This is a genomic window from Hydrogenophaga sp. (assembly GCF_041913525.1).
Taxonomy (GTDB): domain Bacteria; phylum Pseudomonadota; class Gammaproteobacteria; order Burkholderiales; family Burkholderiaceae_C; genus Hydrogenophaga.
In genome coordinates this window covers 138,060-153,494 of record NZ_JAYSFD010000008.1, presented here as the reverse complement: position 1 = coordinate 153,494, position 15,435 = coordinate 138,060, and the positions used below count along the sequence as shown (strand labels likewise).

Here is a 15,435-nt window from a genome sequence, read left to right as displayed (position 1 = left end):
CGGGGCGGTGGCTCACATCTTTTGAGGGGCGCTCACGCCCAGCACGGCCAGGCCATTGTGCAGCACCTGTGCCGTGGCGGCGACCAGGGCCAGACGGGCCAGCTTGACGGCCTCGTCGTCCACCAGGATGCGCTCGGCGTCGTAGTAGCTGTGGTACGCGGCGGCCAGGTCGCGCAGGTAGAAGGTGACGTCGTGCGGCGCGAAATCGCGCGCGGCGTCGGCCAGCATGCCGGGGTACTTGGCCAGCAGCAGCATGAGGGCCTGCGCGGCCGGGCTGTCCAGCGCAGACAGGTCAACGCCCTTCAGCGTGGCCACGTCGCCGCCCCAACTGGTGAGCACCGAGCAGATGCGGGCGTGGGCGTACTGCACGTAGTACACCGGGTTGTCGTTGTTCTTCTGGACGGCCAGGTCCACATCGAAGGTGTATTCGGTGTCGGGCTTGCGCGAGAGCAGGAAGAAGCGCACCGCGTCTTTGCTGGTCCATTCGATCAGGTCGCGCAGGGTCACGTAGCTGCCGGCGCGCTTGCTGATCTTCACCTCTTCGCCGTTGCGCACCACGCGCACCATGGTGTGCAGCACGTAGTCGGGGTAGCCCTCGGGGATGCCCACGCCTGCGGCTTGCAGGCCAGCGCGCACGCGGGCGATGGTGCCGTGGTGGTCGGTGCCCTGGATGTTGATCACCTTGTCGAAGCCGCGCTCCCACTTGGTGATGTGGTAGGCCACGTCGGGCACGAAGTAGGTGTAGGTGCCGTCGCCCTTGCGCATGACGCGGTCTTTGTCGTCGCCGTAGTCGGTGGACTTGAGCCACAGCGCGCCGTCTTGCTCGTAGGTCTTGCCGGCCTCGCGCAGCCTTTGCACCGCGGCGTCCACCTTGCCGCTGGTGTAGAGGCTGGACTCAAGGTAGTAGTTGTCGAACTTCACGGCGAAGGCCTTGAGGTCCAGGTCTTGCTCGTGGCGCAGGTAGGCCACGGCGAAGAGGCGGATGTCGTCGAGCGCGTCCACGTCGCCGCTGGCGGTGAACTCGCGGTCGTCGGAGTGCACCGTCTTCTTGGCCAGGTAGTCGTTGGCGATGTCCTGGATGTAGTCGCCGTTGTAGGCGGCTTCGGGCCACTCGGGGTCGCCCGGCTTGAAGCCCTTGGCACGCAACTGGGTGCTGGTGGCCAACGTGCCGATCTGCACGCCCGCGTCGTTGTAATAGAACTCGCGGTACACGTCCCAGCCCTGGGTGGTGTACAGGTTGCAGATGGCGTCGCCCAGCGCGGCCTGGCGGCCGTGGCCCACGTGCAGCGGGCCGGTGGGGTTGGCGGAGACGAATTCCACCATCAGGCGCCGGCCGTTGGCGGGCTGCACGCCGAAGCGCTCGCCCTGGGCCAGCACCTCGCGCACGATCTGCTGCTTGGCGGCGGGCTTGAGGCGGATGTTGATGAAGCCGGGGCCGGCGATCTCGATGTCGGCCACCCACTGCTGGTAGACCGGCTGGGCCAGCAGCGCCGTGCGCAACTGCTCGGCCACCGCGCGCGGGTTGAGCTTAAGGGGCTTGGCCAGCTGCATGGCGGCGGTGACGGCGAAATCGCCGTGCGAGGCCACCTTGGGCGATTCAAAGGCGGCCCGGGCGCCGGCGCCGGGGCTGAGGGCTTCCAGCTCGGTGGCCAGGCCGGCGAGCAGGTCTTGTTTGATGTTGAGCATGGGGCGGGATTTTAGGCGGGGGGCCGCAGATGCTGGCGCGCTGCGGCCTTGACGGCCGTCGTCAGGCGCTGCGCCGAGGGCGGCTCGTGGGCCCAGTGCTGCCAGTACAGGGCCACGTCCACCGTGGCGCCGGGCAGCAGTTCCTGCAGCGCGGGGCGGTTGACCAGGCTTTGCTCGGGCACCATGCCCCAGCCCAGGCCCAGTTCGATGGCGGTCTCGAAGGCGTCCACGGCGGGGGCGAAGTGGCGCGGGTAGTGGGGCTGGCGCAGGCCGAAGTGCTGGGCCAGGAAGGCGTCTTGCAGGGCGTCTTTGCGGTTGAAGATGATGGCCGGGTGCGCCAGCAGCTTGTGCACCGACACCGCGCCCTTGGGCGTGCGGCAGCGCGCCACCACGGCGGGCGAGGCCACGCAGCGGTAGCGCATGACGCCCAGGGGCTCGGCCACGCAGCCGCGCATGGCATCGGCCAGGGTGGTGACGCAGCCCAGCACGTCACCGCTCTTGAGCGCGCCGTGGGTGTGGTCCTGGTCGTCGATCACGATGTCCAGCAGCAGGCGGTGGCGCTGCAGCAGGGTGGCCACCCCGGGCAGGAACCAGCTCGCCACCGAGTCGGCGTTGATGGCCACGCTCAGGGTCTGCCAGGCGTCGCGCGCGCCGGGCTGGGCACCGCGCAGGCCGTCGAGCAGGTCGGTCTCCATCAGCCGCACCTGCTTCAAGTGGCCGATCAGCGCCTGGCCGGCTGGCGTGGCCCGCACCTGCTTGCCGCGCACCAGCAGGCGCTGGCCCAGGGCGTCTTCCAGGGTCTTCACGCGCAGCGACACCGCCGCCACGGTGAGCGACAGGGCCTGGGCGGCGGCGCGGAAGCTGCCGTGCTCGGCCACGGCGGCCAGGGCATCGAGTTGGCGCAGATCGAGCATGGCTTGTTAAATCCAAATTGACTGAACTGAGTTTAAGTTAAATGGGTTTAACAAAAGCGCGGTCGCGGCCACACTCAGCCCCCAGTCGGACACAAGCCCCGGACGCCTCACCATGACCCTGACCTTCCCCACCTTTTCCGCTGGCCTGGTGCTGAGCCTGTCGCTCATCATGGCCATTGGCCCGCAAAACGCCCATGTGCTGCGCATGGGCCTGCAACGCCAGCACTTGTGGCTCACCGTGGCCACCTGCGCGCTGGCCGACATCGTGCTCATCAGCCTGGGCGTGCTGGGCCTGGCGCAACTGGGCGGCCTCTCGGACAAGCTGCACGGCGCGCTGGTGGGCGCGGGGGTGCTGTTTCTGTCGGTGTACGGCTGGCAGGCGTTCCGGCGTTTCCTGAACCCCACGACGCCGGTGATGCCCAGCCGCGAGGCGGGCGCGGCCCCCATGTCGCGGCGCCAGGCGGTGCTGTCGGCCCTGGCCTTCTCGTGGCTGAACCCGCACGCTTGGCTGGACACGGCGGTGCTGATCGGCAGCGCCTCGCTGGCCTATGGCCCGGCGCGCGAGAGCTTCGGGCTGGGGGCGGCCACGGGCTCGGTGGTGTGGTTTCTGGTGTTGGGCGTGGCGGCCTTCTGGCTGGGCCGCCGGCTGAACTCGCTGCGCCTGTGGCGCGCGCTCGATGGCGCGGTGGCGCTCATGATGTGGGGCACGGCCGCAGGCCTGGTGGCCTCGCTGTTTTAAGGCCCAGCCCTCACATCGACTGCTGCCCCTCGGTGAGGGTATCGAGCTGGAAGCGCCCGCTCTGGTCCCACAGCCAGGTGTCGGTGTAGGTGACGGTGCCCAGGCGCGCGGGCACTGGGTAGGGCGCGGCGGCGCGCACCAGGCGCTCGATCTGCTGCATCACCTCGGGCGCGTGGCTGGGCGCGCGCAACCACTTGAGCTGGCCCACCTGGCCGCGCCGGTCAATGTCCACCTGCAGCACGCCGATGGCGTAGAGCATGGGCGGCATGACGCCCCGGTAGATGCGCGCGCTGTTGAGGGCGTAGAGGTGGCTGGCGGCGTCGCGGCGGTACTCGCGCGCGGTGCTGGCCTGTGACACCTTGGCCCCGGGCGGTGGCGGGGCGGTGGGCACCATGGAGCACGAGGCCAGCAGGGCGGCCACGCCAGTGGCGGCGGCGGTGCGCAGCCAGCGGCGGCGCGAATCGGGCGATGGGGTCATGGAATCACCTGGCGCAGGGGTAAGGGATGGGCTCAGCCGCGGCGCACCCAGAAGTCGGGGCGCGCGTACTCGTGCTTAAGGTAGTCGATCCACAGGCGCACGCGCAGGGCCAGGTGCTTGCGCTGTGGAAACAGGGCGTAAATCCCGTTGGGCGGCGCGGCGAAGTCGTCGAGCACGCTCACCAGGCGGCCGGCGGCGATGTCGGCCTCCACCTCCCAGGTGCTGCGCCAGGCGATGCCATAGCCGGCCAGGCACCACTCGTGCAGCACCTGGCCGTCGGAACAATCGAGCGGGCCGCCGGGGCGCAGGTGCACGATCTCGCGCTCGCCCCGCCCGCCAGGCACCGGCATGGAGAAGGCCCAGCCCCGGGTCTGCGAGGCATCGCTGGAGAGGGTGAGGCAGTCAAAGCGCGCCAGATCGGCCGGCTCGGCGGGCCGCCCGTGCTGCTGCAGGTAGCGCGGCGCGGCCACGCACAGGCGGCGGTTGTCGGCCAGGCGCACGCTCACCAGGGACGAGTCGGGCAGGTCGCCCACGCGCACGGCGCAGTCGTAGCCCTCGCCGGCCACGTCCACCACGCGGTCGCTCAAGTTCAGCGAGATGGTCACCTCGGGGTGCAGCTCACGAAAACGCGGCACCAGGGGCGCCACGTGGCGACGCCCGAAACCGGCCGGCGCGGTGATGCGCAGGTGGCCGCTGGCCTTCACGCCGCCCGCGCTCACGCTGGCCTCGGCGTTGGCCAGGTCGGTGAGCAGGCGCTGGCAGTCTTCCAGAAAGGCGCTGCCTTCGTGGGTGAGGGTGATGCGCCGCGTGGTGCGCACCATGAGCTTCACGCCCAGGCGCGACTCCAGCGCGTCGAGCCGGCGGCCGATGATGGCCGGCGCCACGTTCTCGGCCCGGGCGGCGGCGCTGAGGCTGCCACGCGCGGCCACGGCCACGAAGGTCTCCAGTTGCTTGAGCTTGTCCAGCGACATGGCCTCAGCCCCGGTTCGCCGTGGCGCTGAGCTGCGCGATCTCGGCGGCGCTGTAGCCCAGCGCACCCAGCACCTCGGCGCTGTGCTCGCCCAGGCGCGGCGGGCTCAGGCGCACGCCGGCGCGCTGGCCGTCGATGGCAATGGGCAGCAGCACGGTGTCGGCCTGCTGGCCGGCGCGCGCGCCGTCGGGCAGGGTGATGGGCGCCAGGGTGCCGGTGGCCTTGAGGTGCGGGTCGTCCAGCAGCTCATGCGGCTTGGCGATGGGCGCGAAGGGCAGGCCCTCGCGCTCGAAGGTGGCGGCCAGCTCGCGCGCCGGGCGGTCGGCCAGGCGTTCGCGCAGGGCGGGAATGAGCCAGTCGCGCGCCTGCACCCGCAGGTTGTTACTGGCCAGGCGCTGGTCGGCCAGCAGGTCGGCAAAACCGAAGGCCTCGCAGAAGGCGCGCCACTGGGTTTCGGTGACCACGGCCAGGAAAATCTGCTCGCCGTCTCGCACGGTGAACACGTCGTAAATGCCCCAGGGCGAGATGCGCTCGGGCATGGGCCGCGCGGGCTGGCCGCTCATGGCGAACTGCATCATGTGCTGGGCCACCAGCAGGATGTTGTTCTCGAACAGGCCGCTGTGCACCTCGCCGCCGCGCCCGGTGGTCTCGCGCCGGCGCAGCGCGGCCATCACGCCGATGGCGCCGAACATGCCGCCCATGATGTCGTTCACGCTGCTGCCCGCGCGCAGCGGGTCGCCGGGGCGCCCGGTCATGTAGGCCAGGCCGCCCATCATCTGCACCACCTCGTCCAGCGCGGTGCGGTGTTCGTAGGGGCCGGGCAGAAAGCCTTTGTGGCTGACGTAGATGAGGCGCGGGTTCAAGGCCTTGAGGGTGTCAAAGTCCAGCCCGAGCTTGTGCATGGTGCCGGGCTTGAAGTTTTCGCTCACCACGTCGGCGGTGGCGATCAGGCGCAGCGCGGCCTCGCGCCCCTGCGGGCTTTGCAGGTCGAGCACCACGCTTTTCTTGTTGCGGTTGAACACCGGGAAGAAGCCCGTGCCCACGCCCAGCAGGTGGCGGGTGTTGTCGCCGGTGGGCGGCTCGACCTTGATGACCTCGGCCCCCAGGTCGGCCAGCACCATGCCGCAGGTGGGGCCCATGACCATGTGGGTGAACTCGACCACGCGCAGGCCGGCCAGGGGCAGCGCGTCGGGGGGTGGGGTGGCGTCGGGCATGGGTGTCTCCGGAAAGTTGGGCCGAGATTACACGCAAAAAAGTCACAGATATCTCACGCCACGCGGCAGCAATCGCTTGAATCGTTCCGAATACAGTGCAAGACATGGAAAAACCCCGCGCGGTCTTGTTCGACGCCTACGGCACGCTGTTCGATGTGTACAGCGTGGGCCTGCTCGCCGAGCAGCTTTACCCCGGCCTGGGGCAGCGGCTGGCGGTGCTGTGGCGCGACAAGCAGATCGAGTACACGCGGCTGGTGACCACCAGCGACCACGGCGCGCACTACCGCCCCTTCTGGGACCTGACCGAGCGCGCCCTGCGCCACAGCATCAAGGCGCTGGTGCCGACCGCCCGCGAGCACTGGGCCCAACACGCCGAGGCAGCCTCGCGCTTGATGAACCAATACCGCCACCTCTCGGCCTTTCCCGAGAACCGCGAGGTGCTGCAGGCGCTGAAGGCGCGTGGCATCGCCACCGGCATCCTGTCCAACGGCGACCCGGAGATGCTGGGCATCGCGGTGCGCAGCGCCGGGCTGGAAGGCCTGCTGGACCACGTGATCAGCGTGGACACGGTGCGCCGCTACAAAACCCACCCCGACGCCTACGCCCTGGGCGAGCAGGCCACCGGCCTGCCACGCGGGCAGATCGTGTTTGTGAGCAGCAACGCCTGGGACGCCCTGGCCGCCACCTGGTTTGGCTTTCAGACGCTGTGGGTGAACCGCCAAGGCAGCGCTTTTGAAGAACTTGACACCCAGCCCTCGCGCATCGGCCACAGCCTGCGCGAGGCACTGGCCTTTTTCTGATTTCTTTTTTCCATCCCTTCCTCTGCAGGAGCTTTCCATGACGCAACGCACCACGATCCACGGCCTGCAAGTGGCCACCGAGCTGTACGACTTCATCAACCAGCAGGTGCTGCCCGGCACCGGCGTGGACGAAGCCGCTTTCTGGAAAGGCTTTGACGCCATCGTGGCCGACCTGGCCCCGCGCAACGCCGCCCTGCTGGCCGAGCGCGACCGCCTGCAGACCGAGCTGGACCAGTGGCACACCGCCCACCCCGGCCCCATTGCCGACATGGCCGCTTATCGCGCCTTCCTGGAAAAGATCGGCTACCTGGTGCCCGAGCCCAAGAAGGTGAAGGCCACCACCAAGAACGTGGACGACGAGCTGGCCACCCAGGCCGGCCCGCAACTGGTGGTGCCCATCCTGAACGCCCGCTACGCCCTGAACGCCGCCAACGCCCGCTGGGGCAGCCTGTACGACGCGCTGTACGGCACCGATGCCATCAGCGAAGAAAAAGGCTGCGAAAAAGTGGGCAAGAAGGGCGGCTACAACCCCAAGCGCGGCGCCAAGGTCATCGAGTACTGCCGCCACGTGCTGGACCGCTGCGCCCCGCTGAAGAAGGGCTCGCACGTGGGCTCCACCGGCTACAAGATCAACAAAGACGGTGAGCTGGTGGTGTCGCTGGCCGAAGGCGGCACCGCCAAGCTGGCCGACAAGTCGCAGCTCGTGGGCTGGCAGGGCGAGGCCAAGAAGCCCAGCGCCGTGCTGCTCAAGCACAACGGCCTGCACCTGGAGATTCAGATCCGGCCCGACACCCCCATCGGCAAGACCGATGCCGCTGGCGTGAGCGACCTGGTGATCGAATCCGCCCTGTCCACCATTCTTGACCTGGAAGACTCGGTGGCCGCCGTGGACGCCGAAGACAAGGTGCTGGCCTACCGCAACTGGCTGGGCATTCTGAAGGGCACGCTGACCGAGTCGTTCGAGAAGGGCGGCCAGGTGATGACGCGCGGCCTGAACGGCGACCGCGAGTACACCGCGCCCACCGGCAAGACCGTGCGCCTGCACGGCCGCTCGCTCATGTTCGTGCGCAACGTGGGCCACCTGATGACCAACCCCGCCATCCTGTGGGGCGCCGAGGGCAAAGAGATTCCCGAGGGCATCATGGACGCCGTGGTGACCACCGCCATCGCCATCCACGACCTGAAGAAGACCAAGAAAGACGCCATTCGCAACTCGCGCAAGGGCTCGGTCTACATCGTCAAGCCCAAGATGCACGGCCCCGACGAAGTGGCCTTCGCCGCCGAGCTGTTCGGCCGCGTCGAGCAGGTGCTGGGCCTGCCCGAGAGCACGGTGAAGCTGGGCATCATGGACGAAGAGCGCCGCACCTCGGTGAACCTGAAGGCCTGCATCGCCGCGGCCGCCAGCCGCGTGGCCTTCATCAACACCGGCTTCCTGGACCGCACCGGCGACGAAATGCACACCGCCATGCTGGCCGGCCCCATGGTGCGCAAGGGCGACATGAAGAGCAGCGCCTGGATCCAGAGCTACGAGCGCAACAACGTGCTGGTGGGCCTCTCCTGCGGCCTGCGCGGCAAAGCGCAGATCGGCAAGGGCATGTGGGCCATGCCCGACCTGATGGCCGAAATGCTCAAGCAGAAGATCGCCCACCCCAAGGCCGGCGCCAACACCGCCTGGGTGCCCAGCCCCACCGGCGCCACCCTGCACGCCCTGCACTACCACCAGGTGCTGGTGTCTGACGTGCAGAAAGAGCTGGAAAAGGTCAACGCCAACAAGGAACGCGAAGCCCTGCTCACCGGTCTGCTCACCGTGCCGGTGGCCGCCAACCCCAACTGGAGCGAGGCCGACAAGCAGGCCGAGCTGGACAACAACGTGCAAGGCATCCTGGGCTACGTGGTGCGCTGGGTGGACCAGGGCGTGGGCTGCTCCAAGGTGCCCGACATCAACGACGTGGGCCTGATGGAAGACCGCGCCACGCTGCGCATCAGCAGCCAGCACATCGCCAACTGGCTGCACCACGGCATCGTCACCGAAGCCCAGGTGCGCGAGACCTTCGAGCGCATGGCCGCCAAGGTGGACAAGCAAAACGCCAGCGACAAGCTCTACCGTCCCATGGCCGGCAACGCCAAGACCAGCATGGCCTACCAGGCCGCGCTCGACCTGGTGTTCAAGGGCAAGGAACAGCCCAGCGGCTACACCGAGCCCCTGCTGCACGCCTGGCGCTTGAAGGTGAAGGCGGCGGCTCAGGCCTGATCGCATCGCCTGTGTCCTGGCACCGCCAGGACACCCCCCTGTCACCACGGCGCCTTCGGGCGCCGTTGGTGTTTTGAGGGTTTGCCCTAGGTGTGGCGATAATGCGCGGCCATGTCCATTCCACCCCACTGGCTTCGCGGCCCTGACCTTGACCGTTTCGGTGTGCCACCGGTGCTACAGCCGTGGATGCACGAGCGCGGCTCGTTGACCGTTCGCTTGCGCCAGGAGTGGCCCGATCTGCGCCTGCAGGTGCTGCGCGAAGAGCCGGGCGCGCTGCTGGCCGATGAGATCGCCCGGCTGGGCTTGGACGCCGATGAGGTGGGCACGGTGTGGGTGCGTGAGGTGCAGATGTGGGGCGGTGGTCGCCCGCGCCTGCTGGCGCGCACCGCCATTCCGCACTGGGGGCCCGAGAACCCCTGGGCGGCGGTGGCCATGCTGGGCGCGCGCCCGCTGGGCGAGTTGCTGTTCACCTGGCCGGGCGTGGAGCGCAGCGACTTTGAATGGAGCACCACGCTGTCCTGGGCGCCCACGCGCTGGGCGCGCCGCTGCCAGTTCGATCACCAGGGCGCGCCGCTGCTGCTGACCGAGGTGTTCACCGGCATCACGTCGCACACCTTCTGAGCGCCGCCGTGGCACTGGACTACCTGATCTTTGACGCCACCGACAACGGCGACGACACCGGCACCTGGGAGGCCCTGGCCAGTGTGGACGAGTCGCAGTGGCCGGCCCTTTGGGCCGAGGCGCAGGCCCTGCTGGCGCTGGCGCAACGCCAGGCCCCCGGGCCACAGGGCCCGCAAGAAGACGGCGGCGTGTGGGACGCCGACCTGCAAGAGGGCCGCGACGGCCCCTGGTGCACGCTCACCGTCACGCTCACCGGCCCCTGGGAATGGGGCGAGGCTTTGCTGGCCGGCCTGCAGGCCGATCACTGAACTCGGGCCTGCGCACCGGCCTGGGCACTGGCACAGGCCACCACTGCGGTGCATGGGCCGCCGCGCTGCGCCGCCACGGTGCACACACCACGCCATTGGAGTGCTTTTGATTCAATAGCGCGCTATTAAATGGTTGGCATGCTTTCTGCATCCACGGACACACGTATCCGTGGATCCAGTCTGACACACCCACCCATGAGCACCCTCAACGCCTTTGACGCCGACCTGTCGCTGGTGGCCGCGCACGACGAGGCCTACGCCCACATCCTGGGCGCGCTTCGTTCGGGCCGCTACCGCGCGGGTGAGCGGCTGATTGCCGAGGCCATCGCGGCCGAGATCGGCACCAGCCGCATGCCGGTGCGCGAGGCGCTGCGCCGCCTGGCGGCCGAGGGCCTGGTGACGATGCGCGCCAACCGCGGTGTCACGGTGAACGCGCCCAACGTGCAGGAAATGCGCGAGGTGTTCGAGATGCGCGCGGTGCTCGAAGGGCTGGCGGTGCGCCTGGCCTTGCCGCGCCTGGGCGCGGCCGACTGGCGCCAGATCGAGGCCCTGCTCGACGAGATGGAGCCCCCGGGCGGCCAGCAGGCCGACTGGACCAGCGCCCACCGCGCCTTCCACGAGGCGCTGTGCGCCAAGAGCGAGGCGCCGCGCCTGCTGCGCCAGATCTCGGCCCTGCACACGGTGGTGGAGCCGCACATGCGCCGCTGGGCCGCGATGGACGAGCGCCACGTGGGCACCCGCGAGCACCACGAAACCCTGCTGGCTGTGCTGCGCGGCGGCGACCCGCTGGCGGCCGAGCGGGCCATGCGCGAACACGTGATGGCCACCGTGCCTGACCTCATGAAGCACCTGCCCACGGCCCTCGGCCCCTGATGGGCTGACCCCTCTCCTGCCTGCCTTGCAGGCCCGCCGCGCGCGGGCCGGGGGAAGGCTTTGCCCTGCGTTTTCTGTTTCACCCCTCCCGTTGTTATCCATCCCACAAGGAGTTCTGCCATGACCGTTCCCAACCACAAGGCCGCGCTGGCCGAGGTGCTGGCCGCCCAGTTCGGCCGCCGCGATTTGCTGAAATCGGCCGCTGCCGGCCTGGGCCTGATGGCGGCGTCTGCCGTCGGCATGAGCCCGGCACACGCCCAAGCCGCCAAGAAGGGCGGCAGCCTCACCCTGGCCTGGGTGGAGGCGATCGACACGCTCGACCCGCACATGACCTCGTCGGCCGGTTCGATCAAGGTGATCAACAACGTCTTCAACGGCCTGCTGAAGGTGGCCTACGACGGCAAGAAGGTGAGCTTCGCGCCCGACCTGGCCGAGAAGTGGGACATGGTCGATGAGAAGACCCACGTGTTCAAGCTGCGCGCCGGCGTGAAGTTCCACAACGACGACCCCTGCGACGCCGAGGCCGTGAAGTGGAGCCTGGAGCGCGTGAAGTCGCCCGCGCTGAAGTCGCCGCACGCCTGGAAGCTGGAGCAGCTCGACGGCATCGACATCGTGGACCCGCTCACCGTGCGCCTGCGCTTCAAGAAGCCCTTCGCTTTTCTGCCGGTGGCGCTCACGGGCAGCACGGGCCGCGCCGGCACCATCGTGAGCAAGCGCGCGGTGGAGGCCGCGGGCGCTGGCTTTGGCCGCGCCCCGGTGGGCACCGGCCCGTTCAAGCTGGTGAGCTGGAAAGAAAACGACTCGATCGAGCTGGTGCGCAACCCGGCCTATTTCGAGCCCGGCCTGCCGCACCTGGACCGGGTGCTGATTCGCTTGATTCGCGAGCCCAGCGCGGCCGTGGCGGCCATGATGTCGGGCCAGGTGGACGGCCTGTCGGTGTGCCCCTTCCAGTTCATTCCGCAACTGCGCAAGAACCCCAACATCCAGGTGTTCGGGCAGGTGGAGGGCAACTACGCCTTCCTGGGCATGAACAACAAGCGCGCGCCCTTTGACGACCCGGCGCTGCGCCAGGCGGTGTCGTTCGCCATTGACCGCAAGGTGATCGTGCAGCAGAGCTACTTCGGCGAGGCCATTCCGGCCTACACCTGCATCTCGCCGCCGATGAGCGATTTCTACGACCCCAACATCGCCAAGAGCGGGCGCGGCCAGTTCTTTGACCTGGCCAAGGCCAAGGCGCTGCGCGCCAAGTCGAAGTACCAGGGCGAGGTGAACCCGGTGTACATCGTGACCGAGGGCTTCACCGGCTCGGGCGGCCTGGGCACGCGCAACGCGCAACTGATCGCGCCCATGCTGGCGCAGATCGGCGTGAAGCCGAAGATCGAGCTGGTGGACCGCGCCATCTGGCTGCAGCGCCGCAACGCCGGCGACTTTGACCTCTACGACGAGGCCTGGGTGGCCGACCTGGACCCGGACGAGACCATCACCCCCGAGTGGTCCACCGGCCGCCCCTGGAACTACGTGGGCTACAGCAACCCGGCCTTCGACAAGGCCGTGGCCGCCGCCTCGGAAACCACCAACGTGGCCACGCGCCGCAAGCTCTACATCGAGGCCGAGGACACGCTGATGGCCGACGCCCCGTTGGCGGTGCTGGCGCACATGAAGGTGTTCAAGATTCTCAGCAAGAAGGTCAAGGGCTTCGAGTACGTGCCGGCCGATCTGCTGAACCTGCACACCGTCTCGCTGGCGTAACCGGAGCGCTGCCGTGGCCCTGACTTCCCAACGCCTCGGCGCCGCCTCGTGGTGGCGCTCGCTCGGCGCGCTGGCGCAGACCGCGCTGGTGCTGCTGGTGGTCTCGGGCGTGAGTTTTCTGTTCCTCAAGCTCTCACCGGGCGACCCGGTGGCGATCATGCTGGGATCGGATTTCTCACGCGACTCGTACGACCAGCTCTACCGCCAGCTCGGGCTCGACCAGCCCTGGATCCAGCAATACGCCCACTGGCTCTGGCGCTTCGTGCAGGGCGACTGGGGCATGAGCTACGTGAGCAAGCAGGACATCTTCGAGCAGGCCGTGCTCGAGGCCCTGCCGGTGACGCTCACGCTGGCCGCGCTGTCGCTGCTGGTGGCGCTGGTGGTGGGCATTCCGCTGGGGGTGGTGGCCGCGGTCAAGCGCAACAGCTGGGCCGACCTGCTGGCCAGCGCGGTGGCCATTGGCGGCAACGCCTTTCCCAGCTTCTACCTGGGCGTGGTGCTGATCTGGCTCTTCAGCGTGGCCCTGGGCTGGTTCCCCAGCATGGGCTACGTCTCGCCCTGGGACGAGCCGCTCACCGGCCTGTGGCACCTGGCGCTGCCGGCGCTCACCCTGGGTGCGTGGTACGTGGGCCTGATCGCCACCGTCACCCGGTCGAGCCTGCTGGAGGTGCTGGAGCAGCCCTACATGGCCGCCGCGCGCGCCCGCGGCGAGCCGGGCTGGCGCGTGATCTGGGTGCACGGCATGCGCAACGTGCTCATGCCCCTGGTCACGGTGATCGGCCTGCAGCTCGGCGGCATGTTGCGCGGCGCGGTGATGACCGAAGTGGTCTTCACCCTGCCCGGCCTGGGCATGATGATCACCAGCGCCGTGCAGACGCGCGAGTACCTGGTGGTGCAGGCCGGAATCATGATCACCGCCCTGCTGTTCATTGCGGTCAACCTCATCGTGGACCGCACCTACGCCCTTCTCGACCCTCGTCTGCGCCAACGATGAACGCCCCAACCACTTCTCTGGCCGGGGCACCGTCGCCCTGGCAACGCCTCACCCGCACGCTCGGCCGCACCTGGGGCCTGCTGCGGCGCCAACGCAAGGCCATGGCCGGCGGCCTGATCGTGCTGCTGTTCATCGTGGCCGCGGTGTTCGCGCCGCTGCTGGCACCCTACTCGCCCACCGAGCAGAACTTCACCGACGCCATGCAGGGCCCCAGCGCGGCGCACTGGATGGGCACCGACTCGTTCGGGCAAGACATCTTGTCGCGCGTGTTCTACGGCGCGCGCTCGGCCCTGTGGATCGGATTCGCCTCGGTGGCGCTGGGCCTGGTGGTGGGCGTGGCCGTGGGCCTGCTGGCCGGCCTGCGCGGCGGGCGAACCGAGTGGCTGCTGATGCGCGTGGTCGATGGCCTGCTGGCCTTCCCCGAACTCATCATGGCCATGGCCTTCATGGCGGTGCTGGGCCTGGGCATGAACAACGTGATCCTGGCGCTGGCGCTGTCCTTCGTGGGGCCGTTCGCGCGCACCGTGCGGGCCGACGTGCTGCAGGTCAAGGCGCGGCCCTTCATCGAAGCGGCGCGCCTCATGGGCGTGCCCGAGCGCGAGATCGTGCTGCGCCACGTGCTGCCCAACATCGTCTCGCCCATCCTGATCCAGGCCGGCATGCGGGTGTCGATCGCCATCCTGCTGGCCTCGGGCCTGTCCTTCCTGGGCCTGGGCGTGGTGCCGCCCACGCCCGACTGGGGCCTGATGATCGCCGAGGGCCGTGGCTTCATCAGCATGGCCCCCTGGATGGCCGGCATGCCCGGCCTGGCCCTGGCCACGCTGCTGATCGGGCTGAACCTGCTGGCCGAAGGCCTGCGCGACGCCCTTGACCCCAAGACCCGTGGAGACCAGGCATGAGCCCCGCATCCTTGCAGGTCGAGCACCTCACCCTGCGCCGCAAGGGCGTGGCCGTGCTCGACAACGTATCGCTTGAACTGCCCGCCGGCCAGACGCTGGCCCTCATTGGCGAATCGGGGGCCGGCAAGTCCACCCTGGCCTACGCCGCCATGGGCCTGGTACGCCCGCCCGAGGTGGCGCTGGAGGGCCGCCTGATGGTGGGCGACGTGGACGTGGTGAGCGCGCCCGAGCGCGTGCTGCGCCCACTGCGCGGCGTGCGCATGGGCATGATCTTTCAAGACGCCTCGGCCGCGCTCAACCCCTGCTACACCGTGCTCGACCACCTGAGCGAGCCGCTCAAGCGCCACCGTGGGCTGAACAAGGCGCAGTGCCGATCGCGTGCGATTGAATTGCTCACCAGCGTGGGCATTGCCGACCCCGAGGGCCGGCTGGCCGCCTTCCCGCACGAGCTCTCGGGCGGCATGCAGCAGCGCGTGATGATCGCCATGGCCCTGGCCTGCGAGCCCCAACTGCTGATCGCCGACGAGCCCACCAGCGCGCTGGACGTGACCATTCAGGCCCAGATCATGGCCCTGCTGCTGGAGCGCGTGCGCGCCCTGAGCGCCTCGGCCATCTTCGTGCTGCACGACCTGGCCCTGGCCACGCAGGTGGCCGACCGCGTGGCCGTGATGTACGCCGGGCAGATCGTGGAAGAAGGCCCCGCCAGCGAGGTGCTCAACCACCCGCGCCACCCCTACACCCAGGGCCTGCGCGCCAGCGCCATCGAGTTCGACGCCGAGCGCCTGCAGCCCATCGCCGGTGTGGTGCCGCCGCTGTCGGCCATGCCCGGTGGTTGCCGCTTCGCGCCGCGCTGCGCCCTGGCCACCGAGCGCTGCCGCGAGCAGCAACCCCTCATCACCGCGCGCGGCCCGGTGCGCGTGGCCTGCTGGAACGCCTGAC

15 protein-coding genes are annotated in these 15,435 nt (G+C 69.2%); 10 read left to right on the top strand and 5 right to left on the bottom strand.

What is annotated here, in order from left to right:
* Positions 1-12: 12 nt before the first annotated feature.
* Entirely contained in the window at positions 13-1,686 is a 1,674-nt protein-coding gene (argS, locus tag ACE3RQ_RS11930) for an arginine--tRNA ligase (protein WP_374522224.1), read from the bottom strand.
* An 11-nt stretch (positions 1,687-1,697) separates the two neighbouring features.
* Entirely contained in the window at positions 1,698-2,600 is a 903-nt protein-coding gene (locus ACE3RQ_RS11925; RefSeq protein ID WP_374522223.1) for an HTH-type transcriptional regulator ArgP, read from the bottom strand.
* A 112-nt stretch (positions 2,601-2,712) separates the two neighbouring features.
* Between ACE3RQ_RS11925 and ACE3RQ_RS11920 the strand changes: the two genes are divergently transcribed.
* Complete coding sequence (locus tag ACE3RQ_RS11920) at positions 2,713-3,339, top strand: LysE/ArgO family amino acid transporter (protein ID WP_374522222.1); 627 nt, start codon at positions 2,713-2,715, stop codon at positions 3,337-3,339.
* 10 nt (positions 3,340-3,349) lie between these two features.
* On the opposite strand, the gene ACE3RQ_RS11915 is transcribed toward ACE3RQ_RS11920, so the two are convergent.
* The 3 genes from ACE3RQ_RS11915 to ACE3RQ_RS11905 are packed head-to-tail and all read right to left on the bottom strand — an operon-like array spanning position 3,350 to position 6,001.
* A complete protein-coding gene (locus ACE3RQ_RS11915; RefSeq protein ID WP_374522221.1) occupies positions 3,350-3,817 on the bottom strand; it encodes a hypothetical protein in 468 nt (155 codons plus the stop codon).
* 32 nt (positions 3,818-3,849) lie between these two features.
* A complete protein-coding gene (locus tag ACE3RQ_RS11910; RefSeq protein ID WP_374522254.1) occupies positions 3,850-4,782 on the bottom strand; it encodes a LysR family transcriptional regulator in 933 nt (310 codons plus the stop codon).
* 10 nt (positions 4,783-4,792) lie between these two features.
* On the bottom strand, positions 4,793-6,001 hold the full coding sequence (locus ACE3RQ_RS11905; protein ID WP_374522220.1) for a CaiB/BaiF CoA transferase family protein: 1,209 nt from the start codon (positions 5,999-6,001) through the stop codon (positions 4,793-4,795).
* Positions 6,002-6,105: 104 nt separating this feature from the next.
* Between ACE3RQ_RS11905 and ACE3RQ_RS11900 the strand changes: the two genes are divergently transcribed.
* The 9 genes from ACE3RQ_RS11900 to ACE3RQ_RS11860 all read left to right on the top strand — a co-directional run bounded on the left by ACE3RQ_RS11900 (position 6,106) and on the right by ACE3RQ_RS11860 (position 15,434).
* Complete coding sequence (locus ACE3RQ_RS11900; RefSeq protein WP_374522219.1) at positions 6,106-6,801, top strand: haloacid dehalogenase type II; 696 nt, start codon at positions 6,106-6,108, stop codon at positions 6,799-6,801.
* Positions 6,802-6,838: 37 nt separating this feature from the next.
* On the top strand, positions 6,839-9,052 hold the full coding sequence (locus tag ACE3RQ_RS11895) for a malate synthase G (protein WP_374522218.1): 2,214 nt from the start codon (positions 6,839-6,841) through the stop codon (positions 9,050-9,052).
* Between the two features lie 111 nt (positions 9,053-9,163).
* Positions 9,164-9,673, top strand: coding sequence for a chorismate lyase (locus ACE3RQ_RS11890; RefSeq protein WP_374522217.1), 510 nt, complete (start codon positions 9,164-9,166; stop codon positions 9,671-9,673).
* A gap of 8 nt (positions 9,674-9,681) precedes the next feature.
* Positions 9,682-9,981, top strand: a complete 300-nt coding sequence (locus ACE3RQ_RS11885) for a hypothetical protein (protein WP_374522215.1) — start codon at positions 9,682-9,684, stop codon at positions 9,979-9,981.
* A 195-nt stretch (positions 9,982-10,176) separates the two neighbouring features.
* Positions 10,177-10,854: a GntR family transcriptional regulator gene (locus ACE3RQ_RS11880; protein WP_374522214.1), complete on the top strand. Its 678-nt coding sequence runs from the start codon at positions 10,177-10,179 to the stop codon at positions 10,852-10,854.
* Between the two features lie 120 nt (positions 10,855-10,974).
* The gene (locus tag ACE3RQ_RS11875) at positions 10,975-12,603 is read left to right on the top strand and encodes an ABC transporter substrate-binding protein (RefSeq protein WP_374522213.1); all 1,629 of its coding nucleotides are present in this window, start codon (positions 10,975-10,977) and stop codon (positions 12,601-12,603) included.
* Positions 12,604-12,616: 13 nt separating this feature from the next.
* Positions 12,617-13,597 carry an ABC transporter permease gene (locus tag ACE3RQ_RS11870; protein ID WP_374522212.1) on the top strand — a complete coding sequence of 327 codons (981 nt, stop codon included), beginning with the start codon at positions 12,617-12,619 and terminating at the stop codon, positions 13,595-13,597.
* Entirely contained in the window at positions 13,594-14,496 is a 903-nt protein-coding gene (locus tag ACE3RQ_RS11865) for an ABC transporter permease (RefSeq protein ID WP_066784094.1), read from the top strand. The genes ACE3RQ_RS11870 and ACE3RQ_RS11865 overlap by 4 nt, the downstream gene beginning before the upstream one ends.
* Positions 14,493-15,434 (top strand): ABC transporter ATP-binding protein, encoded by a 942-nt coding sequence (locus tag ACE3RQ_RS11860; RefSeq protein ID WP_374522211.1) that lies wholly within the window; start codon positions 14,493-14,495, stop codon positions 15,432-15,434. The genes ACE3RQ_RS11865 and ACE3RQ_RS11860 overlap by 4 nt, the downstream gene beginning before the upstream one ends.
* Position 15,435: the final 1 nt, after the last annotated feature.

Coding starts and splice junctions, on each gene's coding strand:
- argS (WP_374522224.1), bottom strand. CDS start 1,686: ATGCTCAACATCAAACAAGACCTGCTCGCCGGCCTGGCCACCGAGCTG.
- ACE3RQ_RS11925 (WP_374522223.1), bottom strand. CDS start 2,600: ATGCTCGATCTGCGCCAACTCGATGCCCTGGCCGCCGTGGCCGAGCAC.
- ACE3RQ_RS11920 (WP_374522222.1), top strand. CDS start 2,713: ATGACCCTGACCTTCCCCACCTTTTCCGCTGGCCTGGTGCTGAGCCTG.
- ACE3RQ_RS11915 (WP_374522221.1), bottom strand. CDS start 3,817: ATGACCCCATCGCCCGATTCGCGCCGCCGCTGGCTGCGCACCGCCGCC.
- ACE3RQ_RS11905 (WP_374522220.1), bottom strand. CDS start 6,001: ATGCCCGACGCCACCCCACCCCCCGACGCGCTGCCCCTGGCCGGCCTG.
- ACE3RQ_RS11900 (WP_374522219.1), top strand. CDS start 6,106: ATGGAAAAACCCCGCGCGGTCTTGTTCGACGCCTACGGCACGCTGTTC.
- ACE3RQ_RS11895 (WP_374522218.1), top strand. CDS start 6,839: ATGACGCAACGCACCACGATCCACGGCCTGCAAGTGGCCACCGAGCTG.
- ACE3RQ_RS11890 (WP_374522217.1), top strand. CDS start 9,164: ATGTCCATTCCACCCCACTGGCTTCGCGGCCCTGACCTTGACCGTTTC.
- ACE3RQ_RS11880 (WP_374522214.1), top strand. CDS start 10,177: ATGAGCACCCTCAACGCCTTTGACGCCGACCTGTCGCTGGTGGCCGCG.
- ACE3RQ_RS11875 (WP_374522213.1), top strand. CDS start 10,975: ATGACCGTTCCCAACCACAAGGCCGCGCTGGCCGAGGTGCTGGCCGCC.
- ACE3RQ_RS11865 (WP_066784094.1), top strand. CDS start 13,594: ATGAACGCCCCAACCACTTCTCTGGCCGGGGCACCGTCGCCCTGGCAA.
- ACE3RQ_RS11860 (WP_374522211.1), top strand. CDS start 14,493: ATGAGCCCCGCATCCTTGCAGGTCGAGCACCTCACCCTGCGCCGCAAG.